At 67.2% G+C, this 25,335-nt stretch carries 22 protein-coding genes and 1 pseudogene; 9 read left to right on the forward strand and 14 right to left on the reverse strand.

Annotated features, from left to right (window positions below):
- Positions 1-33: 33 nt before the first annotated feature.
- The gene (locus SVA_RS01840) at positions 34-411 is read right to left on the reverse strand and encodes a hypothetical protein (protein WP_096457977.1); all 378 of its coding nucleotides are present in this window, start codon (positions 409-411) and stop codon (positions 34-36) included.
- 243 nt (positions 412-654) lie between these two features.
- Between SVA_RS01840 and SVA_RS01845 the strand changes: the two are divergent.
- From SVA_RS01845 to SVA_RS01855, 3 genes and pseudogenes are all read left to right on the forward strand, one after another.
- Positions 655-1,293 (forward strand): annotated as a pseudogene (locus tag SVA_RS01845) (adenylate kinase); the annotation flags it as partial.
- Between the two features lie 353 nt (positions 1,294-1,646).
- A complete protein-coding gene (hemB, locus tag SVA_RS01850) occupies positions 1,647-2,669 on the forward strand; it encodes a porphobilinogen synthase (RefSeq protein ID WP_096457983.1) in 1,023 nt (340 codons plus the stop codon).
- 70 nt (positions 2,670-2,739) lie between these two features.
- Complete coding sequence (locus SVA_RS01855) at positions 2,740-3,579, forward strand: 23S rRNA (adenine(2030)-N(6))-methyltransferase RlmJ (protein WP_169923924.1); 840 nt, start codon at positions 2,740-2,742, stop codon at positions 3,577-3,579.
- 10 nt (positions 3,580-3,589) lie between these two features.
- On the opposite strand, the gene SVA_RS01860 is transcribed toward SVA_RS01855, so the two are convergent.
- Positions 3,590-3,874 carry an oxidative damage protection protein gene (locus SVA_RS01860; RefSeq protein ID WP_096457988.1) on the reverse strand — a complete coding sequence of 95 codons (285 nt, stop codon included), beginning with the start codon at positions 3,872-3,874 and terminating at the stop codon, positions 3,590-3,592.
- Positions 3,875-3,968: 94 nt separating this feature from the next.
- On the opposite strand from SVA_RS01860, the gene SVA_RS01865 reads away from it, so the two are divergent.
- The 3 genes from SVA_RS01865 to SVA_RS01875 all read left to right on the forward strand — a co-directional run bounded on the left by SVA_RS01865 (position 3,969) and on the right by SVA_RS01875 (position 8,110).
- On the forward strand, positions 3,969-4,346 hold the full coding sequence (locus SVA_RS01865; protein ID WP_096457991.1) for a HesB/IscA family protein: 378 nt from the start codon (positions 3,969-3,971) through the stop codon (positions 4,344-4,346).
- A 10-nt stretch (positions 4,347-4,356) separates the two neighbouring features.
- Positions 4,357-5,631, forward strand: coding sequence for an ATP-grasp domain-containing protein (locus SVA_RS01870; RefSeq protein WP_197703316.1), 1,275 nt, complete (start codon positions 4,357-4,359; stop codon positions 5,629-5,631).
- Between the two features lie 88 nt (positions 5,632-5,719).
- Positions 5,720-8,110: an EAL domain-containing protein gene (locus tag SVA_RS01875; protein ID WP_096457997.1), complete on the forward strand. Its 2,391-nt coding sequence runs from the start codon at positions 5,720-5,722 to the stop codon at positions 8,108-8,110.
- Here SVA_RS01875 and SVA_RS01880 read toward each other — a convergent pair.
- The 6 genes from SVA_RS01880 to hslO form a co-directional block, all read right to left on the reverse strand.
- The gene (locus tag SVA_RS01880; protein WP_096458000.1) at positions 8,107-8,844 is read right to left on the reverse strand and encodes an RsmE family RNA methyltransferase; all 738 of its coding nucleotides are present in this window, start codon (positions 8,842-8,844) and stop codon (positions 8,107-8,109) included. The two genes, SVA_RS01875 and SVA_RS01880, sit on opposite strands and share 4 nt — an antisense overlap.
- Positions 8,841-9,590 (reverse strand): class I SAM-dependent methyltransferase, encoded by a 750-nt coding sequence (locus SVA_RS01885; RefSeq protein WP_169923925.1) that lies wholly within the window; start codon positions 9,588-9,590, stop codon positions 8,841-8,843. The genes SVA_RS01880 and SVA_RS01885 overlap by 4 nt, the downstream gene beginning before the upstream one ends.
- Positions 9,591-9,664: 74 nt before the next feature.
- Positions 9,665-10,180 (reverse strand): DUF1269 domain-containing protein, encoded by a 516-nt coding sequence (locus SVA_RS01890; RefSeq protein WP_096458007.1) that lies wholly within the window; start codon positions 10,178-10,180, stop codon positions 9,665-9,667.
- Between the two features lie 67 nt (positions 10,181-10,247).
- Positions 10,248-12,065 (reverse strand): translational GTPase TypA, encoded by a 1,818-nt coding sequence (gene typA / locus SVA_RS01895; protein WP_096458010.1) that lies wholly within the window; start codon positions 12,063-12,065, stop codon positions 10,248-10,250.
- 433 nt (positions 12,066-12,498) lie between these two features.
- Complete coding sequence (ltrA, locus tag SVA_RS01900) at positions 12,499-14,184, reverse strand: group II intron reverse transcriptase/maturase (protein WP_169923926.1); 1,686 nt, start codon at positions 14,182-14,184, stop codon at positions 12,499-12,501.
- Positions 14,185-15,058: 874 nt separating this feature from the next.
- Positions 15,059-15,940 carry an Hsp33 family molecular chaperone HslO gene (gene hslO, locus SVA_RS01905; protein WP_197703317.1) on the reverse strand — a complete coding sequence of 294 codons (882 nt, stop codon included), beginning with the start codon at positions 15,938-15,940 and terminating at the stop codon, positions 15,059-15,061.
- A 91-nt stretch (positions 15,941-16,031) separates the two neighbouring features.
- Here hslO and sixA point away from each other — a divergent pair, with 91 nt between their 5' ends.
- From sixA to ppx, 3 genes are read left to right on the forward strand one after another with little or no spacing between them, the layout of a single operon-like run.
- Complete coding sequence (gene sixA, locus SVA_RS01910) at positions 16,032-16,538, forward strand: phosphohistidine phosphatase SixA (RefSeq protein WP_169923927.1); 507 nt, start codon at positions 16,032-16,034, stop codon at positions 16,536-16,538.
- Complete coding sequence (locus tag SVA_RS01915) at positions 16,535-17,548, forward strand: CHAD domain-containing protein (RefSeq protein ID WP_169923928.1); 1,014 nt, start codon at positions 16,535-16,537, stop codon at positions 17,546-17,548. Before sixA ends, SVA_RS01915 begins: the two co-directional genes overlap by 4 nt.
- Positions 17,548-19,101, forward strand: a complete 1,554-nt coding sequence (gene ppx, locus SVA_RS01920; RefSeq protein ID WP_096458019.1) for an exopolyphosphatase — start codon at positions 17,548-17,550, stop codon at positions 19,099-19,101. Before SVA_RS01915 ends, ppx begins: the two co-directional genes overlap by 1 nt.
- Positions 19,102-19,158: 57 nt before the next feature.
- Here ppx and ppk1 read toward each other — a convergent pair whose 3' ends face one another.
- The 6 genes from ppk1 to pstC all read right to left on the reverse strand — a co-directional run bounded on the left by ppk1 (position 19,159) and on the right by pstC (position 25,295).
- Positions 19,159-21,258: a polyphosphate kinase 1 gene (gene ppk1 / locus SVA_RS01925; protein ID WP_096458022.1), complete on the reverse strand. Its 2,100-nt coding sequence runs from the start codon at positions 21,256-21,258 to the stop codon at positions 19,159-19,161.
- 86 nt (positions 21,259-21,344) lie between these two features.
- Positions 21,345-21,734 carry a thioredoxin gene (gene trxA, locus SVA_RS01930; protein WP_096458025.1) on the reverse strand — a complete coding sequence of 130 codons (390 nt, stop codon included), beginning with the start codon at positions 21,732-21,734 and terminating at the stop codon, positions 21,345-21,347.
- Between the two features lie 93 nt (positions 21,735-21,827).
- Positions 21,828-22,553: a phosphate signaling complex protein PhoU gene (gene phoU, locus SVA_RS01935; RefSeq protein ID WP_096458028.1), complete on the reverse strand. Its 726-nt coding sequence runs from the start codon at positions 22,551-22,553 to the stop codon at positions 21,828-21,830.
- A gap of 20 nt (positions 22,554-22,573) precedes the next feature.
- The gene (pstB, locus tag SVA_RS01940; protein ID WP_096458031.1) at positions 22,574-23,437 is read right to left on the reverse strand and encodes a phosphate ABC transporter ATP-binding protein PstB; all 864 of its coding nucleotides are present in this window, start codon (positions 23,435-23,437) and stop codon (positions 22,574-22,576) included.
- Positions 23,438-23,448: 11 nt separating this feature from the next.
- Positions 23,449-24,378 carry a phosphate ABC transporter permease PstA gene (gene pstA / locus SVA_RS01945; RefSeq protein ID WP_096458034.1) on the reverse strand — a complete coding sequence of 310 codons (930 nt, stop codon included), beginning with the start codon at positions 24,376-24,378 and terminating at the stop codon, positions 23,449-23,451.
- Complete coding sequence (pstC, locus tag SVA_RS01950) at positions 24,378-25,295, reverse strand: phosphate ABC transporter permease subunit PstC (RefSeq protein WP_197703318.1); 918 nt, start codon at positions 25,293-25,295, stop codon at positions 24,378-24,380. Before pstC ends, pstA begins: the two co-directional genes overlap by 1 nt.
- Positions 25,296-25,335 lie beyond the last annotated feature (40 nt).

Genomic DNA, 25,335 nt, shown 5'->3' on the forward strand with positions numbered 1-25,335 from the left:
TCCTTGAAGAAAGGTTTCTTGGTGTGAAGCGAATCAGTGCAGGTCTTTGCCCGTGCTGCCCGAGGCGATACCGGCCATGTCGCGCATGTGGTCCGTCTGGACCTGCAGGACCGTGGTGACGCACTCGCCGAGGTCGGGGTAGCTGTCATGCCCGGTGCCGAACTGCTGGTCGGGCTGGTAGAAGAAGAGGGGGCGGTAACGGCGCTCGCCCAGCTTCAGGATGACGAAGCTCACGCCGCGCTCGGACCAGTACAGGGCGGGGCACCAGGCGAGGTCGACGTCGGCGGGCTCGACGCACACCTCGACATCCGCCTGCTGGATCTCGATCTCCTTGCCATAGCGCCGGGCCAGGCGCTCCTGAACCGTGGACAGCTCGGTGGGGTCGAAATCGGGTATCTTGTGCTCGCTCATCGCGGGGCGAGATGCGTCTCGGTGGGCGTCCGCACGGCAGGGGTAGCCCGTTTGCAGCGCGCTAGATTAACCCAATACCCAAAGCGCGGTCACGGAAAGATTAAATCGGGGAATAGGGGAGGTTTATGGAATCCCAAGAACCATTGACGAGGCAAAGTCCAGACGGTACGTTACCGAAACCCTATTCCCAAGGGTATAAATGTTCCTCCCACCGCGGCCTGACCAGGGAAAAGCGAGAAAAATATGAGAATCGTGCTTCTGGGTGCGCCGGGTTCCGGCAAGGGAACCCAGGCCAAGTTACTGGTTGAAAAGTATAAAATCCCGCAAATCTCCACCGGCGACCTTCTGCGGGCGGCGGTCTCCGCCGGGACGGAACTCGGCAAGAAGGCCAAGGCCGCCATGGATGCCGGGCAGCTGGTTACCGACGACATCGTCCTCGGCATCATCCAGGAGCGGCTGTCGAAGCCGGACGCGAAGAGCGGCTTCATTCTGGACGGGTTCCCCCGCAACATCCCGCAGGCCCAGGCCCTCGACGCCATGCTCGCGCGCCTCGGCCAGCCGCTGCAGCTCGCCCTGCTCGTGGACGTCGACAGCGAGGTGCTGATGAAGCGGCTGACGGGCCGCCGGACCTGCAGCCAGTGCGGGGCGATCTACAACGTGTATTTCTCGCCGTCGAAGTCCTCCGGCAAATGCGACAAGTGCGGCGGCTCCCTGATGCAGCGCTCGGACGACAACGAGGAGACCGTACGCAACCGGCTGCGCGTGTACGAAGAGCAGACCGCCCCGCTGGTTTCCTATTACAAGGCGCAGGGCAAGCTGCGCACCGTCCGCGGTGTCGGTTCGATCAACGATATCTTCAAGAACATCACGGACATCATCGAGGCCCAGATACGTCCGCTCGCCGCAGTGATGGCGCAGGGCGCGGCCATGGGCGCGAAGGGCCGCGCCGCCCCGGCCAAGGCACCGGCGAAGCCGGCGGCCAAACCGGCCCCGAAGCCGGCCGCCAAGGCGTCTGCCTCCAAGGCCGCGGCTCCCAAGAAAGCGGCGAAGAAGGCACCGAAGAAGGCGGCGGCCAAGGCGGTGAAGAAGAAAGCCCCGAAGAAGGCGGCGAAGAAGGCGCCGAAGGCGAAGAGCAAGGCCAGGGCCAAGCCGAAGAAAACCAAGTAGGATAGCCGTCACAGTCGCAAAGGGGCCCGAGACGGGCCCTTTTGTTTTTGGAGAACAGCGGAGCCGATATGACGCACATCGATACCGCCCGCGGCCGTTTCCCCCGAACCCGCCCCCGGCGCATGCGGCGTGACGAGTTCTCGCGCCGGCTCATGCGCGAGCGCCACCTTCGTGCCGACGACCTGATCCAGCCGGTGTTCGTCCTGGAGGGGAAGAACCGAAGCGAGCCGGTCGCCTCCATGCCCGGCATCGAACGCGTGACGATCGACCGGCTGCTCGCGCAGGCCGAGGCGCTTCAGACGCTCGGCGTGCCGGCAGTGGCGCTTTTCCCCGTCACGCCGACCGGGAAGAAATCGCTCGGCGCCGAGGAGGCGTACAACCCCGAGGGGCTGGCACAGCGCGCCGCGCGGGAGCTGAAGCGGCGCTTTCCGGCGCTCGGCGTCGTCACCGACGTCGCGCTCGATCCCTTCACCTCCCACGGGCAGGACGGGTTGATCGACGAGTCGGGCTACGTCGTGAACGACGAGACGGTCGCCGTGCTGGTGAGGCAGGCGCTGTCCCACGCCGAGGCGGGCGCGGACATCGTCGCGCCTTCCGACATGATGGACGGCCGCATCGGCGCCATCCGCGACGCGCTCGAGTCGGCCGGCCATCGGAACACCCGCATCCTCGCGTACTCCGCCAAGTACGCCTCGAGCTTCTACGGCCCCTTCCGCGACGCGGTCGGATCGGCCGGCAACCTCGGTGGCGGCAACAAATACAGCTACCAGATGGATCCGGCCAACAGCGACGAGGCGTTGCGCGAGGTGGCGCTCGACCTCGACGAGGGCGCCGACATGGTGATGGTGAAGCCGGGCATGCCGTATCTCGACATCGTGCGCCGCGTGAAGGAGACCTTCGGCGTGCCGACGTTCGTGTACCAGGTGAGCGGCGAGTACGCGATGCTCAAGGCGGCCTCCGCGAACGGTTGGCTCGAGGAGCGCGCGGTCGTGCTCGAATCGCTCCTCGCGATGAAGCGCGCCGGCGCCGACGCGATCCTGACGTACTTCGCGCGCCAGGTCGCGGAGTGGCTGAAGGGCGGCGAATCCTGAATGCTGACGAGGTGCGCGCGAAGCGCGCGTCGCCAATTCAACATTCAGCATTGAGCATTCGACATCTTCCTTGAACTACCGCCACGCCTTTCACGCCGGCAACTTCGCCGACGTGTTCAAGCATCTCGTCCTCGTCGCGCTGCTCGAAGCGCTCAAGCGCAAGGAGAAGGGTTTCGCGTACTTCGAGACGCACGCGGGCGCCGGCCGCTACGACCTGCGCGATCCGGCCGTGCAGAAGACGGCGGAGTACCGCGACGGCATCGGGCGACTCTGGCGGGCCGCCTCCGCCGATCCGCTGACGACCGCGTATCTCGCCGCCGTGCGCGGGGTGAACCGGGGGCCGGCCCTCCGGGTCTACCCGGGGTCGCCGCGTATTGCCCGCGCGCTCGTGCGTCCCCAGGACCGTCTCGGGCTCGCGGAGCGTGAACCGGGCGAGTGCGCGCGGCTCGCGCGCGAGTTCGCGCGCGACCGCCAGGTGCGCGTCGAGTGCGGCGACGGGTATGCGCGGCTCGATGCCTGGCTTCCGCCTCCGGAAGCCCGTGGCCTGGTGCTTCTCGATCCCCCGTACGAATCCGCCGGCGAGTGGCGAACGGTCGGCGAGGCCGTTGTCGCCGCCCATCGGCGCTGGTCCACCGGCGTTTACGCCCTGTGGTACCCGCTCAAGGCGGGCGCGCCGGTAGCAAGGCTGAAGCAGGCGCTCGAAGCGAGCGGCGTGCGCCGGATCCTGGTGGCCGAGCTCGAAGTGTGGCCGAACGATACGCCCTTTCGGCTGAACGGATGCGGCATGGCGATGATCAACCCGCCGTGGCGGGTCGACGAGGAGCTCGAGCGCGCGCTCCCGCCGCTCTCCGGTCAATTGCGCCAGGGTCCGCGGGCGACGGCGCGGGTGGAGTGGCTGGTCCCGGAGTAGGGCGAATCGCCTATTTCTTCTGGCCCGGTGGGCGGAAACCTTCCGGCAGCTGCCCCAGTTCCCCTTCGCCGAACAGAAAGCCCACCATGTGGCGCTCGATGACCTCGATCGAGCCGGGATCGGCCGTGCTCAGCCGGTTCTCGTTGATGATCGTCGCAAGCCGCTCGAGCCACTTGCGCCAGCCCTCGCGCGAAACCTGCTCGTAGATCCGCTGGCCGAGCAGGCCCGGATGCGGGGGCCGGTCGAGGCCTTCGGCCTCGCGCTTCAACACCTGGCAGTAAACCGTGCGCGGCATGGCATAAATTCCCGGTAGAACACGGCGGGTGGAAAAATCAGGGGCGGATCAGTAGGGTAAGGATTATCCGCGTGCGAATTTGGGGGAGCAAGCCATGAGCGCCACCGCCGAGCAACTGGAGTACATACGCAGCCTCTCGCAGGACGATCTGCGCCTGACGCCCGCCGCCGAGGCGAAATTCGCCGAGCTGCTCGCCGACGCCGACCCGGAGCTCAGCGTGATCCGGTTGTTCGTCACGGGAGGAGGCTGTGGCGGCATGAGCTACGGGATGACCTACGGCGAGGGCACGACCGCGTACGACACCGTGCGCGAGGGCCCCGGTTATCGCCTGGCGGTGGATGCGGTCGCGCTGAGCTTCCTGCGCGGCGCGCAGATCGACTTCGCGAACGACAACTTCGTGTTCCAGGACGTCTTCCAGAGCGTCGGCGGCAGCGGCCTGTGCGGCGGTTGCGCCGGCGGCCGCGGCTTCTAGCAGGCGGGTCGTGACGCCCGCACCCACGCGCGGCGAACGACCGCGCGTGCTCGTGATCGCCCCGCACGCGAGCTACCGCACGGCTCCCTTCATCGCCGCCGCGCACGGACTCGAAGCGGAGGTGCTCGTCGCCTCCGAAGGCCGGCACTCGGTCGTGAGCAGCTACGCCGACGGCCTGCACCTCGACCTCGGCGACCCGGACCGGGCTCTCGAGCGCATCCTCGTCGAGTCCGCGCGCCGTCCCTTCGCCGGCGTCGTCGGGACCGACGACGCGACGACCGAGCTCGCCGCGCGCGCGGCAGGCGCCCTGGGCCTTCCGCACAACCCGCCGGAAGCGGTGAGACGCGCGCGCCGCAAGGATCTCGCGCGCGCCCGGCTGGCGGAGGCGGGCGTGCCGGTTCCCCGCCACTGGCGCATCGATCTCGCGGCGCCGCTCGCTGTCCAGGCCGACGCCGTCCGCTACCCGTGCGTGCTGAAGCCGATCGCGATGAGCGCGAGCCGCGGCGTGATCCGCGTCGACGATCCCGCGCAGTTTCTCGCCGCCTGCGCGCGTATCGCGCGCATCGTGCGCGACGAGCCGGAGCCGGACGCGCGCCGCTATCTGCTCGCCGAGACCTTCATCCCGGGTTTCGAGGTCGCGGTCGAGGGCATGCTGCGGGCGGGGCGCCTGGAAATCCTCGCGGTCTTCGACAAGCCGGACCCCCTCGACGGGCCGTATTTCGAGGAAACGTACTACGTGACACCGTCGCGACTGGCGCTTGAGCAGCGGGACGAGTTGCACGCGCGCGTCGCGCAGGCGTGCGCCGCCTACGGCCTCCGGGAGGGGCCGATCCATGCCGAGTGCCGGATCAACGCCCAGGGCGTCTGGATTCTCGAGACGGCCGCGCGGACGATCGGCGGACTGTGCGCCCGCCTGATGCGCGTGGGAACCGGCTACGGGCTCGAGGAGATCGTGCTGGCGCACGCGATGGGCCGCACCATCGCGCGTCGAGCCGAAGACGGGGCCGCGGGCGTCCTCATGATTCCGATCCCGAGGGCCGGGGTCCTGCGCAGGGTGGAGGGCCTGACCGCCGCGGGCCGGGTGCGCCATATCGAGGAGGTCGTCATCGCCGTGCGGGAGGGCTACGAGCTGGTGCCGCTGCCCGAGGGCGCGAGTTACCTCGGCTTCGTCTACGCGCGCGCGCCGACCCCCGCGCTCGTCGAGGCCGCCCTGCGCGAGGCCCACGCCTGTCTGCGCGTCGTCGTCGCACCCCTCTTTCGCCCGGTGTTGGCCGGCACCGGCTGAGCGGCGCATGCCGGCCGGTTAAAAGGCACCCGAGCGGCATGGATATTGCAAAAAATCCACACGCATCCCGATCCGGCACCCTGGCCCGATGCACCTGCACCGACGTCTTCAGCACTCCGGTCATTTCGTCATCGCGGGGTTCGTCCTCGTGCTGGCGCTCATGCTCGCCCTCGCGGTGGCGAGCGTGGTGCACATCAAGACGATCAACGCCCACATGGAGCGGATCGCCGAGCGGCACATCGTCGAGATGGACGCCCTGCAGTCGATGCGCAACATCGTGCGCGAGCGCTCGCTCAGCATCTACGCGATGTTCCTGAACGAGGACCTGTTTCAGCGCCAGGAGGAATACCTCCGGTTCACGAACCTGGCCGGCGAGTTCATCGGTCAGCGGAAGCGCTACGAAGCGATCAATCCCTGCCGTCTCGCCCGTGCCGATAACGACGTGGTGTGCGCGAAGGAGCTCGAGCTCTACGGCCAGATCCTCGCCCTCATCCGTCGCTCGCAGCCGCTTCAGATGGAGCTCGCCGAGCGAATCGCCCGGGACGACGTCGAAGGCGTCAGGATCGACCTGGTGCACCACGACATGCCGCTCGAGAAGGAGATACTCTCGCTGTTCGACCGCTTGATCGCCGAGGAGCGCGCCGCCGTCGAGGCCTCCATCGCCCGCGCGCAGGAGGAGTACCGCACCACGGTCCGCACCACGACGCAGCTCGGATTCTTCATGCTCCTGCTCGGCGTCAGCACGGCCGCTTACGTGATCACGCGCACCCGCCGCATCGAACGCGACCTTCACCGCCAGAAGGAGCGGGCGGAGGTCACGCTGCGCTCGGTCGGCGACGGCGTGATCACGGCCGACGAAACGGGCGACGTGCTGTACCTCAACCCCGTCGCCGAGGAGCTGACCGGCTGGCGCCTGGACGAGGCACGCGGGCGCCCGCTTCGCGAGATCTACCGCATCGTCGACGAGGCCACGCGCAAGCCGCTCGAGCACCCGGCCATGCTCGGGTGTCTCGATGCGCGGCTCCTCGGCCCGCGCCACACGCTGCTCCTGCGCCGGGACGGGACGGAGTACGCCGTGGAGGACACGGCCGCCCCGTTACGCGCCCTCGACGGCGCCATGAGCGGCGCCGTGCTCGTGTTCCGCGACGTCACGCGGTCGCGGGGAATGGAACGGCTCCTCTCGTGGCAGGCGAGTCACGACAGCCTGACCGGCCTCGTCAACCGACGCGAGTTCGAGCTCCTGCTCGAGCGCCTGATCCGCAACGCGCGGGAGCAGGGCAAGTCTCACGTGCTGCTCTATCTCGACCTCGACCAGTTCAAGCTCGTGAACGACACCTGCGGCCACGTGGCGGGCGACGAGCTGCTTTGCCAGCTTGCGGCGATGCTCACGCCGCTGGTGCGCGCGAGCGACACGCTCGCCCGGCTGGGCGGCGACGAGTTCGGCGTGCTGCTCGAGGGTTGCTCGATCGACCAGGCGTTGCCGCTCGCGGAAAAGCTGCGTCAGGCGATCGCCGATTTCCGCTTTGCCTGGCACGACAAGAGCTTTCGCGTCGGCGTGTCGGTGGGGATCGCGGCCATCGACGGGAACAGCCGCGGCGCCGGGGACGTCCTGAGCGCGGCGGACGCCGCCTGCTACATCGCGAAGGACAAGGGGCGGAACCGCATCTGGGTCCATCAGGCGAACGACGCGGAGGTCACGCGCCGGGAAGGCGAGATGCGCTGGGTGGCGGAAATCAACCGTGCGTTCGACGAGGACCGCTTTCTCCTCTACGTGCAGCGTATCCTGCCGCTCAAGGAGAGCGCGGCCGAAGCGCCCTATCACGAGGTCCTCATCCGCCTCGTGCAGCCGGACGGGGAGGTGGTGCTGCCGATGGCGTTCATTCCCGCGGCCGAGCGTTATGGGCTCATGTCCGCGATCGACCGCTGGGTGATCGCCCGCACGTTCGCCTGGCTGGAAGAGCACCCGCGGGCCGGCAACCTCGCCATTAATCTGTCCAGCCAGTCGCTCGGGGACGAGCGGCTGCTGGCGCACGTCGAGAACGCGCTGACGGCGGACGCCATCGATCCGCGCCGCATCTGCTTCGAGATCACGGAGACCGCGGCGATCGCCAACTGGCAGCGGGCCGGTGCCTTCGTGGGGAAGCTGCGTGCGCGAGGGTGCCGGTTTGCGCTCGACGATTTCGGCAGCGGCATGTCTTCCTTCGAGTACCTCAAGCATCTCGCCGTCGATTTCATAAAGATCGACGGCGCGTTCGTGCGCGACATGTCGCGCGATCCGCTCGACCGGGCGATGGTGGAGTCGATCAACCACATCGGGCACGTGCTCGGGAAGCGCACGATCGCCGAGTACGTGGAGAACGCCGAGGCGCTCGAGGAGCTCCGTCGCCTGGGCGTGGACTACGCGCAGGGCGACGGCCTCCACGCGCCGGAGCCGCTCGAGGTCGTGGGTCTGCGGCGCCGGTTCGTCTCCGCCTCCTAGCCGGCGCCGACCGTCAGCGCGGCGAGCAGCGCCACGGCCGCCGTCTCGATGCGCAGGATGCGCGGGCCGAGTGTGACGATCTCGGCTCCGCGTGCGCGCAGATGTTCGATCTCTCCCTCGGTGAACCCGCCCTCCGGACCGACGAATAACGCATGTGTTTCGGCGTCGGACGCCGTCGGCGGCCGCGCGCCCGGGTCGGGATGCGCGACCAGCAGACGCGCGCGCTCGGTTGCGGCGTGCCCGGCCGCCGTGCCGATATCGAGGGGCGGGGCGAGCTCGGGGAGATGAGCCCGCCGGCTCTGCTTGCACGCTTCGATGCAAATGCGCTTCCACCGCTCGGGAACCGCCGAACGGGGTTCGACCGCCGCACGAGCGCATGTGAGCGGCGTGAACCGACTCACGCCCAGCTGAGTCGCCATGTCGAGCAGAACGCTCGCGCGGTCCCCTTTGGGTAGTGCCGTGTAGAGCAGGGTGCGCGGCCGAGGAGGGGGCGCAAGGACGCGCTGGTAGACCTCGACTTCGATCTCGCGCCCCCGGGCGCGGATCGAAAGCAGCCGGGCGCGCGCCACCCGGCCGCGCCCGTCGAAGAGCGCAAGCGCATCGCCCTCGCGCAGGCGCTGCACGGCCGACGCGTGGTGCGCCTCGTCGCCCGTCACCGTCAGACGCGCTCCGTCCCCGAGGTCCGGCACGTAGAAGAACGGTTCGCGCACCGAAGGACAGTCCGCCCGGTTCACGACGCGCGCGCCGTCCGATAGACGTCGTAGCGCACGAGCTTGCCCGAGTACGACATGGTCGGGTGGGGAACGAGGGGCGGCGCGTCGTCGGGTCGCTTGACGACGACCCGTTCGGTGGCGGTTTCGCGGGCGGCCTCGAAGAGCTCGTGCGCGTCCGGGCCGGCGCCGACGAGCAGTCGCAGGAGCCGCATCTCCTTCCGCGCCGCCGAGGACGATCGGCGCTTCATGGGGAACATGGGATCGAGGTAGACGACCTCGGGGCGCGGACGAAGGGAGCACAGGACGACGGCGGCGTCGCCCGGGACCAGCTCCACGGTGCCCGGCTCCAGCGCGCCGGATCGAACGGCCCGGCCCAGGACGCCTTCCAGGAGCGTCGCGACCACCGGGTCGCGCTCGATCGCGACGATGCGACGGCCGGCCCAGGCCAGGTGGACCGCGTCCCGACCCAGACCGGCGGTGGCGTCGACCACGCGCCGCGGGCCCGCACCAACGGCACGCACCAGCGGGTCGCGGCCGGCGCTGGCCCGGTAACGGCGGCGTTCTTCGGGGGTGTAATCGACGGCGAGCCGCGTGCGTGTCGCCGGCTCGAGCAGCGAGAAATACCCGTTCTCAGGGATGATCAGGAGGTTCGCCGTCGCGCCCTCCCCGAGGAGCGGCAGGCGCAATCGCGCGGCGAGGTCCGAAGCGGTCCGCCGCTCCGCCGGTCCGGCATCGCGGCCGGCGGCGACCGCGATCGGGAAAACCACGGCGGGTGCGCGAGCGGCGGCCTTCGGCGGCATGCCGCAAGGATAACACCGCCCGTCGCGGACGGGGATTCGATTCAGGGAAACGGGCGCGGGATCGTCGCATCGAAGCCGCGCATGTCAGCATCGGGGTGATGCTTCTTGATGGCGTGCGACACCTCGTCGGCCCGCCCGCCAGGCACATCGACGATCATCAGGACCTTGCCGCGCGCGATCTCGTCCTTGAAGCGTTCGAGGTGCGTGTTTGGCGTGCTGGTCCCGATCATGCCCGAGGCCCAGGCCCCCATCACCGCGCCGAGGAGAGCGAGGGCGAGGACCACGGCAAAGCCGAGATCCAGACCGGCCGGCTGGAAGGTCATGACGAGGAAGCCGACGACCGCCCCGGTCGCACCACCGACGATGAGTCCGAGCCCGGCGCCGTGCAGCGCGTCGGTCTTCTCGAGAATCGCGGCCTCCGGCAGATCACCGAGCTGCGTCCCTTCCCTCGCCATGACCTTGATGTGCCGCTCCTCGATCCGGGCGAGCAGCAGTTCCTTGAAGACCGCCCTGGCCCGCTTCACGTCCGGAAGCAGAAAGTACATGCGCCGCCGCATAAGACCCTCCTTGTCAGCGGGGCATGGCCCGCTCGTTACTGTTCGACTCCGGGTCTTCGGGCGAAGTTCAGCCGGCCGCGGCGCGGCCGAGACGGCGGCGATCGCTCTCCTTCAGGTGGCGCTTGCGCAGGCGCAGGTGATTGGGCGTGACCTCGACGAGCTCGTCGTCCTCGATGAACTCGAGAGCGCGTTCCAGCGTGAGCTCGATGGGCGGGGTGAGCAGGATGTTCTCGTCGGAGCCCGCGGCACGGATGTTGGTGAGCTGCTTGCCTTTCATCGGGTTGACCACGAGGTCGTTGTCGCGCGAGTGGATGCCCACGATCATCCCTTCGTACAGCTCCTCGCCCGGGCCGATGAACATCCGGCCGCGTTCCTGGAGGTTGAAGAGCGCATAGGCCACGGCCTTGCCCGGGCCGTTCGCGATCAACACGCCGTTCGTCCTGCCCGTGATCTCGCCCTTCTTCATCGGCCCGTAGTGATCGAAGGTCGAGTAGAGAAGCCCGGTTCCCGTCGTCGCGGTGAGGAACTCCGTGCGAAAACCGATCAGGCCTCGCGAGGGAATCATGTACTCGAGGCGCACGCGACCCTTGCCGTCCGGCTCCATGTTGAGCAGCTCGCCCTTGCGCAGGCCGAGCTTCTCCATGACGACGCCCTGATGCTGGCTCTCCACGTCCACGGTGAGCGTTTCGTACGGCTCCTGCCGTTCGCCGTCGACCTCCTTGATGATCACCTGCGGACGCGAGACCGCGAGCTCGTAGCCCTCGCGCCGCATGTTCTCGATGAGGATCGAGAGGTGCAGCTCGCCGCGTCCGGAGACCCGCAGCTTGTCCGGGCTGTCGGTGTCCTCCACGCGCAGCGCCACATTGTGGATGAGCTCGCGCTCCAGCCGCTCGCGCAGCTGTCGGCTGGCCACGTACTTGCCGTCCTGCCCCGCGAACGGGCTCGTGTTCACCTCGAAGGTCATGGTCACGGTAGGCTCGTCGACCGACAGGGGCGGCAGCGCCTCGACGCGGGAGGGCTCGCAAAGCGTGTCCGAGATGCGCGGCGCCTCGATGCCGGTAATGGCGACGATGTCGCCGGCCGAGGCCTCGGTCACCTCGTTGCGTTCGAGACCGAGGAAGCCGAGCACCTGCAGCACCTTGGCGGAACGCGTCCTGCCGTCCGGGTCGACGACCGTCACCGCCTGGCCGGGCCGCACGCGGCCGCGCTTGATGCGGCCGACGGCGATCGCGCCGACGTAGCTCGAGTAGTCGAGGCTCGAGACCTGCATCTGGAACGGCCCGCTCTCGTCGACGTCCGGGGCGGGGACATGCTTCAGGATGGTTTCGAAAAGCGGCGTCATGTCGCCCGCGCGCACGTCGGGTTCCAGGCCGGCGTAGCCCTGGAGCGCGGAGGCGTAGACCACGGGGAAGTCGAGCTGCTCTTCGGTCGCACCGAGCTTGTCGAAGAGATCGAAGGTCTGGTCGAGCACCCAGTTGGGTCGCGCCCCCGGGCGGTCGATCTTGTTGATCACGACGATCGGGCGCAGCCCCTGGGCGAACGCCTTGCGCGTGACGAAGCGTGTCTGCGGCATCGGGCCGTCGACCGCGTCGACCAGCAGCAGCACCGAATCGACCATCGAGAGCACCCGCTCGACCTCGCCGCCGAAGTCGGCGTGCCCGGGCGTGTCGACGATGTTGATGCGCCATTCGTTCCAGCGGATCGCCGTGTTCTTGGCGAGGATCGTGATCCCGCGCTCGCGCTCGAGGTCGTTCGAGTCCATCACCCGTGTGCCCATCTGCTGGTGCGCAGCAAAGGTGCCGGACTGCTGCAGGAGCTTGTCGACCAGCGTGGTCTTGCCGTGGTCGACGTGGGCGATGATCGCGATGTTGCGCAGCCGGTTCATGGAAGTGGAATCTCTCCTGCTCCCCTCTCCCGCTCGCGGGAGAGGGACGGGGTGAGGGTTTTCATGCCCTCGGTTAAGTCCTGCCGCCCGGACGCAGCGCTCACCCGCCTTCTGTTAGTCCCGCCGTGGCGGGAGGGGGAGGCGAGGCCGCACTCGGCAATCCATGGCCTTTACGACACCTGTGCGTCCTGCACGTCCCCGAGGCGCGTTTCGCGCGCACTCGCCCGTGTCGGGGCCAAAGGTGGCTTGGCGGGAGGGGTCGCCCCCTCCCGCCCGCCTCAGAACCGTACGTGCGAGTTTCCCCGCATACGGCTCCAAGCTGATGCCTGTGTCGCTTGGGTTAAAAAAAGTGCGGCACTTTATCAGCGCCCGGCCGAGATTGCCAGCCGGGGGTACTCCTGAAATGGCGTTTCCGCCGGTACGTCCAATAGCGTCAGGTGTACTCGACGCGATGTATCACGTCATGACAGTGCCGATGGACCAGTTTCGTGTTGGTCAGGCTATTGTTCTGCCTGTCGCGATCCACATGATGGATTTCCTGTGGGTCGTTCCAGTACAGGATGCCTTGGCACCGCGCACAACGGTTTTCCTGCTTGGCTCTGAGCCGCGCCCGCCGAGGCGACCGACTGTTCTGGATAGCTCGCGCCGTCCAGTAAGCCGTGTCTCCATCGAAAAGCGAGCGGTCACCGACTACCTTCACGTGCCGGACGATGTCCGTGTCGGCATGTTTATATAGCGTGAGCTTCCCCACACTGAACGCCCAGCGCGTTTCACGCGACCAGTACCTGGTGAAGGCCCAGTTACCGGTCTTGTTGGGGTGTCGGTGCCTGCCCCAGCATCGCAGCAGCCAGTGAAGCTCGTTGTCCAGCTTCGAGAAGGTCTGCTTCGAGACGACGTGCCGGTAATAGTTCGACCAACCCCGAATGCGGGGGTTGAGCGCCTTGATCACCTGCTCCTGCGTCGCTCCTCTTAGTGTCCTGAGAAGCTCGGCAAGCTTGTCCCGATGACGCTGGGTGCCCTTCGCGGAAGGCTTGATCAGCAGTTTTCGTCCTCTGCCTGATTTCAACACGTAGTGCCGCACGTTGAACCCGAGGAAGTCGAACCCCGGAGGGTGACTTTCCAGCGTATTCTGCGTGTGCACGACACGCGTCTTCTCGGGCTTGAGTTCGAGCCCCACCGATTTCAGCCATTCCTCGATGCACTGTTTTGCCTTCATCACGATGTTCAACGACTCGTGAATCACTACGAAATCGTCGGCGTAGCGAATGATGGACAGAGAAGCGAGGAGCCTGTCCCGACCGCCTTTCTGACCTTTGGCGGCGCTATACCGCTTCAGATCTTCGAGCAATCGTGACTTCGTCTCCAGTTCCATGCCATGCAAGGCGATGTTCGCGAGCAGAGGGCTGATTACTCCACCCTGCGGCGTGCCACCGTTCGCTGGCACGAATACCTCTCCATCCATCGCCCCGGCTCTGAGCCATGCCCGGATTTGTCCGAGCATCTTGCCCTTGAGCCGAAGCTTGGCGAGCAGTGCATCATGCGCGATGCGATCGAAGCAGGCCGAGATATCGGCGTCCAGCACGTGGGCCGTTTTCTTGGCCAACGCACGGAAGATCGCTCCGACCGCATCATGGGCGCTGCGTCCCGGTCTGAAACCGTATGAGTTCGGCTCGAAACGAGCCTCCCACTCCGGTTCCAGCGCGAGTTTCATCAGCGCCTGTGTCGCACGGTCCCGCATGGTAGGGATACCAAGGGGACGTTTCTCTTGCTTACCGGGTTTCGGAATCCAGACACGGCGAACCGCGCTGGCCCGATACCGGAGCTTGAGACGTTGGGCTAACTTCAACCGCTCCGTCGGGTCTAGCTCAGCCACACCGTCCACCCCGGGCGATCGCTTGCCCGAGTTGTCCTGCGTGACCTGCCTGACCGCCAGAAGCTTTGCAGAGTACGAACGGATCAAAAGCTGTTGAAGCTTTCTGACACGCTCGATGTCATCGCGTCGCGCTGCCTGATAGATGCGCACTTGGAGTCGGTCGACGTAGGCTCGAATGGATTTCCAGTCGAGTTGTTCCCATGCCTCCCGTGTACCGACAGAACGCCCTGCGGCGTCCTGTGTCACGGTCACTCTCCTGTTTGCAGTACCTATCGAGGATCATCGCTTGGGGTCCGTCTGCCCGTCTGGTGTTGCTGGACGTTCCGGTTATGAGCCGGATATCTCGGGCATTACCCCGAGCGTTCCGCTTCTGACCCCATCCTTCCAACTGACTGGCATGAGGGCTGACTAGGCCCCGCTCCATGTACCGCCGGAGAGCCAGCAAGTGGTTACCCCGTTCGATCTGTCCTAGTTGCGTTGCCGTTAGGTGGCAGCTTTACGCCGATGGCTCCGAGACATACTGCCGATTAGCCTACATCGGCATTCGGGTGCGCCACGTGCCGTTTTGGCTAGGGTGTGATACTGCCAGCCTCTTTCACCCAGTAATGCTTACGACGCTTCGAACGCTGCTTTCTTGCGTCACCATTGGCAACTTCGCTTAGGTGGGATGCTCGCGTAGGCTCGCGGAGGTCCACCGTTCTCAGCCGCTTCACACCCAGACGGAAGTCAGGTCTGCGCATGGGCTGAGGCCGTCACCGCTATGTCAGCGGGAAGGGAATTGCACCCTCTAGGCACAGATGCATGGTTGTCGGCTTTGAGGCCTCGCGTCCCATTCTTTGAGACACAGGCGGGCGCGACACGAGAGCGGAGGACTCCGCATGCTCGCTGGCACACACCTGATTGAGGACTCAACCTGGTGTGTACCAGGATTTCACCACTCGCCCGTATTGCGGCGAGTGACCGAGGCAATCCCCTCGGTTGGCTTGTTTCGCTGGCTCTTTTATTGCGCTCCAACTAGCGCTTTGTGTCCCACCACGGGGACACTGGGCCGTCAAGCCCACGCCGACCCCTTCGGGTCGCACAGGCCGCGCATTATACACGTGGCGGCGAGAAAAGCCGCCTACTGGCGGGTGGTGGGGATATCGGCCGGAGCGAGTGCGGCGAAGAGGCCCGCTGCATCTACGGCGTCAAATGCATAGTGCGAGCCGCAGAATTCGCAGTCCACGTCGATCTTGCCCTGCTCCTGAAGGATCGAGTCCACCTCCCCGGGGCCGAGCATCCGCAGCACGGCCTCGACCCGTTCCCGCGAGCACGAGCAGCGAAAGCTCATCGGCTTGCGGGAAAACAGGCGGATGTCCTCCTCGTGGTAGAGCCGGCGCAGGATCTCGCGCACCGGGAGCGCCAGGAGCTCGCCGCGGGTGAGGGTGGCGCCCAGGTGCACGGCGCGCGCCCACATGTCCGGGTCCTCGTGACCTCCCTGGGGGAGCTTCTGCAGCAGCATGCCCGCCGCCTGGTCGGGACCGGCCGCGAGCCAAAGGCGGGTGTCGAGCTGTTCCGACTGCGCGAAGTAGTGCTCGAGCGCCTCGGCGACGCTGTCGCCCTCGATGGCGACGATGCCCTGGTAGCGCTCGCGCGAGCCCTCCGGATCGATGGTCATGGCGAAGCGCCCGTCACCGACCATCGCACGGAAGGAGCCGGCGGGCACGTCCCCCTGCCATTGCGCGATCGCCCGCATCGCTCCGCCGCCCGTGCACTCCACCACGAGCAGGCCGATCGGTCCGTTGCCCTGCACCTGCATGATCAGGCGGCCGTCGAACTTGATGGTGGCGGCGAGCAGCGCGGCCGCGGCCATGAACTCGCCGAGCAGGTCGCGCACGACGGGGGGATAGTCGCGGCGGTCGAGCACGGCGCGATAGGTCGAATCCAGGCGCACGATTTCGCCGCGGATGGGGGCCCCCTCGAAGACGAAGCGCTGGAGCGAGTCCTGCAGGCGAAGCGACATGACGTACCCTAAGGCTTCCGTCCCCGGCTTTAGTTCCGCGACGCGCGGCGTCACGCGGACACCGCCTCTATTCATTATACTAGTCGACGCCATGCGCCTTCTCATCGTCCGACATGCCAAGGCCGAGGAGCGCGAAATCCACGCCGCGACCGGCGCGCCGGACGCCGAGCGGCCGCTGACCGAGGCGGGCCGAAAGAGCGCGCGGAAGATCGGCCGCGCGCTGAAGGACATTCTTCCGCGCATCGACGTGCTCGCCTCGAGCCCGTTCGTACGGGCGCACGAGACGGCGCGACTGATCGCGCGGGAGTATCGCAGGCTCGACGTCGTCGCGTTGCCGGCGCTGACGCCGGGGGTCTCCGGGAAAACCGTCCTCGCCTGGCTCCAGGAGCAAGCCGAGGACGCCACCGTGGCCATGGTCGGGCACGAACCGGACCTCGGCCGGCTGGGAAGCTGGCTGCTCACGGGGCGTGATCAGGCGTTCCTCACGATCAAGAAAGGCGGCGCCTGCCTGCTCGACTTTCCCGAAGCGCCGTCGCCGGGCCATGGGCAGCTCGCATGGCTGCTTGCGCCGGCGCAGCTGCGCCGGCTCGGCGCATGATCGGGACGCCTGTCGATGCGGGTGCGCGCGCGGTGGCGGCGCGCACGGCCCTGCGGCATCTCCTCGCGGCGAAAGCGGCAGGCAAGCGACTGAAGAACGGGGACGATACCGAGGCGCTGCACGACGCGCGGGTGGCGCTGCGGCGGTTGCGCAGCGTTCTTCGCGCCTACGCGTCATGCATGGAAGATGCGGCCCCGAAGAGGATCCGTCGTCGCCTGCGCGCGCTCGGCCGGGCGACCGCCGCCGCCCGCGACACCGAGGTGCAGTTCGCCTGGGTCGCGGGCCTCGAACGCAAGACCCCGCCGGAGCAGGCCGCCTGCGGCTGGCTTCAAACGCGCCTTGGCGTGCGTCGCGATGCCGCTTACCGTGCAATGCGCTCTAATTTTCGCTCGGAATTGGCGGCGCTCGAGAAGGATCTGCGGCCGCGGCTCGCGAAAGCGCAGCGCGCGGATCGACGCGGCGTCGCCTACGGAGCGGCGACCGGGCGTTTCCTGCTCGCGCACGTGGCCGATCTCGAGACACGGCTGCGCTCCATAGAGGGAGCGGGCGATCGCGTCGGGCTGCACCGCGCGCGGATCGCCGGGAAGCGGCTGCGCTACCTGCTCGAGCCGCTCGCCGAATTCGAGCCGGCCACGGCCGGACCGCTGGCGGAGATGAAGCGGTTCCAGGACTGTCTGGGTCAGCTGGGGGACGCTCATGTTCGCACCGGTGAGCTCGAGCGTGCGGCGGGGGACGTGGCGCTGCGGTGGGCCCCGGCCGCCGTGCGGTCGCTCGTGACGAGCGGCAGCGACCGGCAGGCCGACCCCGACGTGCTCGTCGGCCTGTTCGCCCTTGCGCTCCGGACCCGCGCAGAGGTCGAGGCGGGATACCGCGCCTTCCGGGAGCGCTATCTCGACTCGGTAACCTGGCTCGCCCCGTTGGGTCAGCTTGCCCGCCGGCTGCAGGAGGCCCCTGCCGTTCCCCGCCGGGAACCATCCAAGCCGGCGAAAACGCCCGCCCGCTCCGGCTGATGGAGACCCCGCGCGACGCCAGGACCGGAGCGTCGGCTGCCGCGCGCGTCGTGCCGCTGCGCCTGCCTCGCGCCGCGCAAACGGTCGCCGCGATAGATCTCGGGTCGAACAGCTTTCACATGATCGTCGCCCGAATCCTGAATGGGCAGCTGCACGTGCTCGACCGCCTTCAGGAGATGGTGCGGCTCGCGGCCGGGCTCGACGAACGCGGCCGGCTGGACAAGGCCTCGCAGCGTCGCGCACTCGAGTGTCTCGAGCGGTTCGGCCAGCGCGTCCGCGGCCTGCCGGCGAAGAACCTGCGGGTCGTGGGTACGAACACCCTGCGCCGCGCCCGCAACGCGTCGAAGTTTCTCGCTGCGGCGGAACGCTCGCTCGGTCATCCGATCGAGGTCATTTCGGGGCAGGAAGAGGCTCGGCTCATCTACCTCGGCGTCGCCCACAATCTGCCGAACGACGCGAACCGGCGTCTCGTTCTCGATATCGGCGGAGGCAGCACCGAGCTCATCGTCGGCGAGCGCTTCGAGCCCGTGGCGACCGAAAGCCTGCACATGGGTTGCGTGAGCATGAGTCTCGCTCACTTTCCCCGAGGCGCGATCACGCCGCGAGGCTGGAAGCGGGCGCACACGGCGGCGCTCCTCGAGTTGCAGCCCGTCGAGTCGCCCTTGCGAGCGCTTGGCTGGCGCTCGGTCTTCGGCGCCTCGGGGACGGTGCGCGCGATCGGCGCCGCGGCCCGCGCCATCGGGTCGGGCGACGCCGGTATCACGCTGTCCGCCCTGTACGAGCTGCGCGACCGCGTCCTGGCGTCGGGGCACGTGCGGCGGCTCAGGCTTGCGGGGGTAAGCATCGAACGGGCCCCGGTTCTTCCCGGCGGGCTCGCGATCCTGGTCGCCGCGTTCGAGGCGCTCGGCATCGAGCGCCTCGACGTGGCCGACGGGGCGCTGCGCGAGGGCCTCCTCCACGATCTCCTCGGGCGGCTCGGCAGCCGCGACGTGCGCGCGCGGACGACCCAGGCGCTGTGCGCGCGCTATCACGTCGATACCGCGCAGTCGGAGCGCGTGGAGCGGACGGTCCGGACCCTGCTTGGGCAGCTGCAGGAGGAAGGGGGGCTGAACGAGGAGGAAGTGCACCTTCTCTGCTGGGCTGCGCGGCTCCACGAGATCGGGCTTGCGATCGCCCACACCAAGTACCACCGGCATGGCGCCTATCTGATCGAGCACTCCGACCTGCCCGGCTTCTCCTTCCAGGAGCAGCGTCTGCTCGCGGCACTCGTACGCGGGCACCGTCGGCGCTTCCCGCGCCCGCTGTTCGAGGAAATGCCGCGCGCCCAGGCGCGCGGCGCCCGCCGGGCCTGCTTGTTGCTCCGCCTGGCGGTCCTGCTCAACCGTGCCCGCACGGATGTCGAGCTTCCGCGGCTCAGGCTCGAAATGGAGAAGAAGACGCTGCGGATCCGGTTCCCGCGTGCCTGGCTCGCGCGGCATCCGCTCACGCGCGCCGACCTTGCGGTGGAGGCGCGTTACCTGCGGGCCGCCGGAATGCGGTTGGAGTTCGAATGAACCGCGCGGGATGCCGAACGGCCCGCGCGAGGGTCGTTCAATTCGGTGCCTTCCGGTTCAGGAAGCCGCTCCCTCGGTCAACGACTTGAGCAGGGTCTCCTGCGCGGAAAACGCCGGCTGGCCGCCCGGCGAGAGCCGACGGTACGTGCCGTCGGGCTCGAGCACCCACGCCTGGGCGTTGTCCGCGAGGTAGTTGCTGAGCGCTTCCTTGACGACGCGCGCGCGGAGCAGCTTGTCCTCGATCGGAAAGGCCAGCTCCACGCGCCGGTAGAAATTGCGCTCCATCCAGTCGGCGCTCGCGCAGTACACCTCCTCCTGCCCCTGGTTGTGGAACCAGTAGACGCGGGTGTGCTCGAGGAAACGGCCGACGATGGAGCGCACCTGGATGCGCTCGGAGACTCCGGGTACGCCCGGGCGCAGGCAGCAGATGCCGCGGACGATGAGGTCGATGCGCACGCCTGCCTGCGAAGCGGCGTACAGCGCCTGAATGATCGGGGGATCCACGAGCGCATTCAGCTTCGCCATGATGCGGGCCGGGCGGCCCTGCCGCGCGTGCTCGGCCTCCCGCTCGATCTTGGCGAGCAACTCCTTCTGCAGCGAGAAGGGCGCCTGCAGCAGCTTCTTGAGTTTGCTGACCCGACCGATGCTCGTGAGCTGCAGGAACAGCTTGTGGACGTCCTCGCCGATCGCCGGGTCGCGCGTGAAGAGGCCGTAGTCCGTGTAGAGCCGCGCGGTGCGGTCGTGGTAGTTCCCGGTGCCGAGGTGTACGTAGTGCCGCAGACGCCCGTTCTCCCGGCGCACCGCCAGGATGATCTTGGCGTGGGTCTTGAATCCGACGACCCCGTAGACGACGTGGGCCCCGGCCTCCTGGAGCCTGGAGGCGAGGCTGATGTTCGCCTCCTCGTCGAAACGCGCCCGCAGCTCGACGACGACCGTCACCTCCTTGCCTGCGCGCGCCGCCTCCACCAGCGCGTCCACGATCGCGGATTTCGCACCCGTGCGGTAAAGCGTCTGCTTGATCGCGAGCACCTGCGGATCGGCCGCCGCCTGGCGCACGAAGTCGACCACCGGCGCGAACGACTCGAACGGATGATGCAGCAGCACGTCCCCTTGCGCGATCGTCGCAAAAAGGCTTTTGCTGCCCGCGAGCCGCTGGGGAAGCCTCGGCACGAACGCCGGAAACTTCAGGTCCGGTCGATCGACCAAATCGGGAATCGCCATCAGGCGGTTCAGGTTCACGGGGCCGTTCACCGTGTAGACGTCGTCGGCGGAAAGCTCGAAGCGGTTCATCAGGTACGCCGCGACGTCCGCGGGGGCGTTGTCGGCCACCTCCACGCGCACCGCGTCACCGTAACGCCGGGAGGGGAGCTCGCCTTCGACCGCGCGCAGCAGGTCTCCCACCTCCTCCTCGTCCACGAAGAGCTCCGAGTTGCGGGTGACCCGAAACTGGTAGCAGCCGGTCACGTCCATGCCCGGGAACAGGTCGTTGACGTGAGTGTGAATGATGGACGACAGAAACACGTAATCGTGGGGCCCGCTCCCGGCCTCCGGAGCCAGCTGGATGAGCCGCGGAAGCGCGCGCGGTGCCTGTACGACCGCGATGCCTCCCCGGCGCCCGAACGCGTCGCGGCCCTTGAGGGAGACGATGAAGTTCAGGCTCTTGTTCAGGATCTGCGGGAAGGGGTGGGCCGGGTCGAGCGCGAGCGGGCTCAGGACCGGCAGCAGCTCCTGCTCGAAGTAGCTCCGTACCCAGGTCTCCTGCTCGGGGTTCCACTCCGTGCGCCGCACGAACCGGATTTGCTCGCGCTCGAGCAGCGGGATCAGGACCTCGTTCAGTACCCGGTATTGCTCCTCGACCAGCCGGTGGGCCTCTTCGCTGATTCGCCTCAGCACTTCCGCCGGACTCATGTTGTCCGGTCCCGCCTGCACCGAACCCGACACGACTTCCTGTTGGAGGCGCGCGACGCGGATCTCGAAGAACTCGTCCAGATTCGTGCTGGAAATGCAGAGGAAGCGCAGCCGCTCGAGCAGCGGTACGGTCCCGTCCTTTGCCTGCTCGAGGACCCGCCGGTTGAAGGCGAGCATCGAAAGCTCGCGGTTGAGGTAGAGCTCGGGCTGGCGGAACGGTTCGAGCGGTTTGAGTTCCGCGGTGCTCATCGAGGTGGCGTGCAATCGCTGGGTACGATGACGCCAGTGTACAACGCCGTCCCTGGCCGAATTATGACTCTCCTAGTTTCAGGGCCTTAGGCCGATTCACCCGACCCGGAAGCGTTTTTCTCCTCCTCGGCGACCTGACGACGCACCTCGTCCATGTCCAGGGCGAGGGTTTTTTCGACGACCTGCTCGAGCGCGCTCTGCGGCAGCGCGCCCGGCTGCGCAAAGAGGATGATCCGCTCGCGGAAGATCATGAGCGTCGGGATGGAGCGTATCTGGAAGGCGGCCGCGAGCGCCTGTTGCTCCTCCGTGTTGACCTTGGCGAACACCACGTCGGGATACTTTTCCGATACCGCTTCGTAGGCTGGCGCGAAGGAGCGGCACGGTCCGCACCATGGCGCCCAGAAGTCCACGAAGACGACGGCATTGTCGTCGATGAGAGAGCGGAAGTTGGCTTCGGTGACCTCGATGGTGGCCATGCGGTATTCCTCGGCCCGGGCCGGGCGGCTGGTAAAAGGCCGGGATTATACAGAGGCGGCGCGCCGGAAGGACCCCTCCGGCGGGGCGGGGATCTACAGTCCTTCCCGTTCGCGCCCGAGAATTTCCTTCTCGACCTGCTCCAGGCTCGTGTGCCGGACGTCCTTGCCCTTGACCAGAAAGATGATGTACTCGCAGATGTTGCGGGCATGATCGCCGATGCGCTCGAGCGCGCGGGCGGCCCATATGACGTTGAGCGAGCGCGAAATGGTCCGGGGATCTTCCATCATGAAGGTGATCATCTGCCGCATCACGCCTTCGTACTTCTGGTCGATCTTCCGGTCCTCGCGCGCGATGCGCACCGCCGCCTCGATGTCCACGCGCGCGAAGGCGTCGAGGGCGTCGTGCAGCATCTGGCGCACGGAGTTGCCGAGGCCCTGGATCTCCGCGTAGTTGTTCTTGGGCCGCTCCTCCGCCGCGAGCCGGACTGCCATGCGGGCGATCTTTTCCGCCTCGTCGCCGATACGTTCCAGGTCGGTGATCGTCTTGATCACGGCGACCACGAGCCGGAGGTCGCTCGCGGCCGGCTGGCGCCGGGCGATAATCTGGGAGCACTCCTCGTCGATGGTCACCTCGAGGCTGTTGACCTTCGTGTCGTCCAGGACCACGGCCTCGCCCAGGGCCACGTCACCCGTGACCAGCGCCGTGATCGCCTGCTCGATCTGCTGTTCCACCAGTCCGCCCATCTCCAGGACCTTCGAGCGGATGTCCTCGAGCTCGGCGTTGTACTGCTGGTAGATGTGCGTGTACATGGGTTCCATCGCTGTCTCCTGCCGGGCCGCTAGCCGTACCGGCCCGTAATGTAGTCCTCGGTGCGCTTCTGCTTCGGGTTCGTGAAGATGGTGTCGGTATCGCCGAACTCCACCAGCTCGCCGAGATGCATGAAGGCAGTATAGTCCGAGACCCGCGCCGCCTGCTGCATGTTGTGCGTCACTATAAGAATGGTGACCTTTTCCTTGAGTTCCGCGATCAGCTCCTCGATGCTCGCCGTGGCGATCGGATCGAGCGCGGAGGTCGGCTCGTCGAACAGCAGGATCTCGGGGTCGGTCGCGAGCGCCCGGGCGATGCACAGACGCTGCTGCTGTCCGCCGGACAGGTTGAAGGCGAGGTCGTCGAGCCGGTCTTTCACCTCCTCCCACAGCGCCGCCCCGCGCAGGGCTTGTTCCACCTTGTCGTCCACCAGCGACCGCTTCTTCACGCCGCGCACGCGCAGGCCGTAGGCGACGTTCTCGTAGAGGGACTTCGGAAACGGATTCGGCTTCTGGAACACCATGCTGATGCGCATGCGGACCTCGATCGGGTCCACCTGCCTGCCCAGTATATCGATGTTGTCCGGATGCATCAGGATCTCTCCCTCGTAGCGGTTCCCGGGGTAGAGGTCGTGCATGCGGTTGAAGCAGCGCAGGAACGTGGACTTGCCGCAGCCCGAGGGGCCGATGAGGGCGGTGACCTTCTTTTCGGCGAGGTCGAGGTTGATGCGCTTCAGCGCCTGTACCGGACCGTAGTAGAAGTTCAGGTTACGGGCCTGCGCCTTGAGCGCGTGCGCGGCCGGCGCGCGGCCGGAGCCGGGATGGGCGCCGGGCCTCGGGTCCGCGGAAGGGCCTGCGACCGGCGGCTTCAACTTCGGTTTCAGATCGGCCGTCATGGGGACCTCGTCTACCATTTTATGCGTTTCCGGTAACGGTACCGGATGATGATGGCGATCGCGTTCATCGCCAGGGTCATCACGATGAGCACGAGCCCGGCCGCCGCGGCGTTCTCGTGGAACGCCGACTGCGGGCGGGAGATCCAGTTGAACATCTGGATCGGCATCACCGTGAACGGGGCGAACAGCCAGTCGAGCGAGACGAACGGAAATTCGCTCTTGACCGGAGAGGGCGGCAGAAAGGCGATGAAGGTGAGCGCCCCGATGGTGATGATCGGCGCCGTCTCGCCTATCGCGCGGGCGAGCCCGATGATCACGCCGGTGAGGATTCCGCCGGTCGAGTAGGGCAGGACGTGGTCGCGCACGGTCTGCCATTTCGTCGCGCCGAGCGCGTAGGCGCCCTCGCGGATCGCCCCGGGAATCGCGCGGATCGCCTCGCGCGTCGCCACGATGACGACCGGCAGAATGAGGAGCGCGAGCGTCAATCCGGCCGAGAGAATGCTTTGTCCGAAATCGAGCGCGTAGACGAACAGCCCGAGCGCGAGCAGGCCGTAGACGATCGACGGCACGCCGGCGAGGTTCGTGACGTTGATCTCGATGAGGTCCGTGAGCCAGTTGCGCCTGGCGTACTCCTCGAGATAGATGCCCGCCGCGATGCCAAGCGGTACCGCGGCCAACATCGTGACCAGCATGACGAGGGAGCTGCCCACCCAGGCCGAAAGGATGCCCGCCTGCGCGGCCCGGCGCGACGGAAACGAGGTAAAGAATTCCGGCGTCAGGCGATGATAGCCGTCGAGGAACATGTCGAGGATAAGCGCCAGCAGCGTGACGACGCCGACCAGCATTGCGAGCAGCCCCACGATCGCGAAGAGATGGTCCCAGCGCTTGTGCGCCGCGATGAGCGCGCGGATCTCTCGCACATGGTTCGCTTCCGTCGCCATCAGTACACCTCGCGGTAGCGGCGCCGCATCACGTGACCGATGATGTTGAAAAAGAGAGTCATCAGCATGAGGACCAGGCCGGCGGCGAAGATGCTCTGGTACTCGAGGCTCCCGTGCGGGAGGTCGCCGAGCGCCACCTGCACGATGTAGGCCGTGATGGTCGCCGCGGGCTCGGCTGGGTTCCAGGTGAGGTTGGGCTGCTGTCCGGCGGCGATCGCCACGATCATGGTCTCTCCGACCGCGCGGGAGATACCGAGGATGTAGGCGGCGACGATGCCCGAGACGGCGGCCGGTGTCACGACGAACACCGCCGTCTGGAACCGGGTTGCGCCCATGGCGTAGGATCCCTCCCGGATCTGCATCGGCACGGCCCGCATCGCGTCCTCGCTGAGCGAGCTCACGTACGGGATGATCATGATGCCGATGACGATGCCGGCCGAGAGCATGTTGAAGCCGGGGAGATCCGGGTAGATCTTCTGCAGCAGCGGCGTCACGAGCAGCAGGGCGAAGTAACCGTAAACCACGGTCGGAACGCCCCCGAGCATCTCGAGCATCGGTTTGATCGTCTCCCGGACCCGGTGCGGGGCGAACTCGCTCAGGTAAATCGCAGTGATGGTCCCGAGGGGCACCGCGACCAGCAGGCCCACGGCGGTGGTGACCAGCGTGCCGGCGACGAGGGGCAGGATGCCATAGCGCTTGATGGAAAAGAGCGGTGTCCACTCCGTATCGGTGAGAAAATCCCAAAGCGAGACGTGCGCGAAGAAGCCGAGGGACTCGTATATCAGGATCACGACGATGGCGATGGTGACGGCCACCGCAGAGAACGCCGAGACGAAGAGGAGCGCCTGGATCAGGCGCTCCGCGATGTGGCGGCGGGCCTGGTAGGCGAATCGCGAGGGGGCCGATCTGGGATTCACGGAGCGCATCCGATGAACGGAAGGTGCCATGGTAGGGCCG

The organism is Sulfurifustis variabilis, from assembly GCF_002355415.1.
Taxonomy (GTDB): domain Bacteria; phylum Pseudomonadota; class Gammaproteobacteria; order Acidiferrobacterales; family Sulfurifustaceae; genus Sulfurifustis; species Sulfurifustis variabilis.

What these genes read in the sequence shown, in the direction of transcription:
- SVA_RS01865 (WP_096457991.1), top strand. Translation starts at nt 3,969, where the DNA reads ATGAGCGCCACCGCCGAGCAACTGGAGTACATACGCAGCCTCTCGCAG.
- hemB (WP_096457983.1), top strand. Translation starts at nt 1,647, where the DNA reads ATGACGCACATCGATACCGCCCGCGGCCGTTTCCCCCGAACCCGCCCC.
- SVA_RS01890 (WP_096458007.1), bottom strand. Translation starts at nt 10,180, where the DNA reads ATGCGGCGGCGCATGTACTTTCTGCTTCCGGACGTGAAGCGGGCCAGG.
- ppx (WP_096458019.1), top strand. Translation starts at nt 17,548, where the DNA reads ATGGAGACCCCGCGCGACGCCAGGACCGGAGCGTCGGCTGCCGCGCGC.
- trxA (WP_096458025.1), bottom strand. Translation starts at nt 21,734, where the DNA reads ATGGCCACCATCGAGGTCACCGAAGCCAACTTCCGCTCTCTCATCGAC.
- ppk1 (WP_096458022.1), bottom strand. Translation starts at nt 21,258, where the DNA reads ATGAGCACCGCGGAACTCAAACCGCTCGAACCGTTCCGCCAGCCCGAG.
- SVA_RS01915 (WP_169923928.1), top strand. Translation starts at nt 16,535, where the DNA reads ATGATCGGGACGCCTGTCGATGCGGGTGCGCGCGCGGTGGCGGCGCGC.
- SVA_RS01860 (WP_096457988.1), bottom strand. Translation starts at nt 3,874, where the DNA reads ATGCCGCGCACGGTTTACTGCCAGGTGTTGAAGCGCGAGGCCGAAGGC.
- SVA_RS01875 (WP_096457997.1), top strand. Translation starts at nt 5,720, where the DNA reads ATGCACCTGCACCGACGTCTTCAGCACTCCGGTCATTTCGTCATCGCG.
- pstA (WP_096458034.1), bottom strand. Translation starts at nt 24,378, where the DNA reads ATGGCGACGGAAGCGAACCATGTGCGAGAGATCCGCGCGCTCATCGCG.
- sixA (WP_169923927.1), top strand. Translation starts at nt 16,032, where the DNA reads ATGCGCCTTCTCATCGTCCGACATGCCAAGGCCGAGGAGCGCGAAATC.
- pstB (WP_096458031.1), bottom strand. Translation starts at nt 23,437, where the DNA reads ATGACGGCCGATCTGAAACCGAAGTTGAAGCCGCCGGTCGCAGGCCCT.
- typA (WP_096458010.1), bottom strand. Translation starts at nt 12,065, where the DNA reads ATGAACCGGCTGCGCAACATCGCGATCATCGCCCACGTCGACCACGGC.
- SVA_RS01840 (WP_096457977.1), bottom strand. Translation starts at nt 411, where the DNA reads ATGAGCGAGCACAAGATACCCGATTTCGACCCCACCGAGCTGTCCACG.
- phoU (WP_096458028.1), bottom strand. Translation starts at nt 22,553, where the DNA reads ATGGAACCCATGTACACGCACATCTACCAGCAGTACAACGCCGAGCTC.
- hslO (WP_197703317.1), bottom strand. Translation starts at nt 15,940, where the DNA reads ATGTCGCTTCGCCTGCAGGACTCGCTCCAGCGCTTCGTCTTCGAGGGG.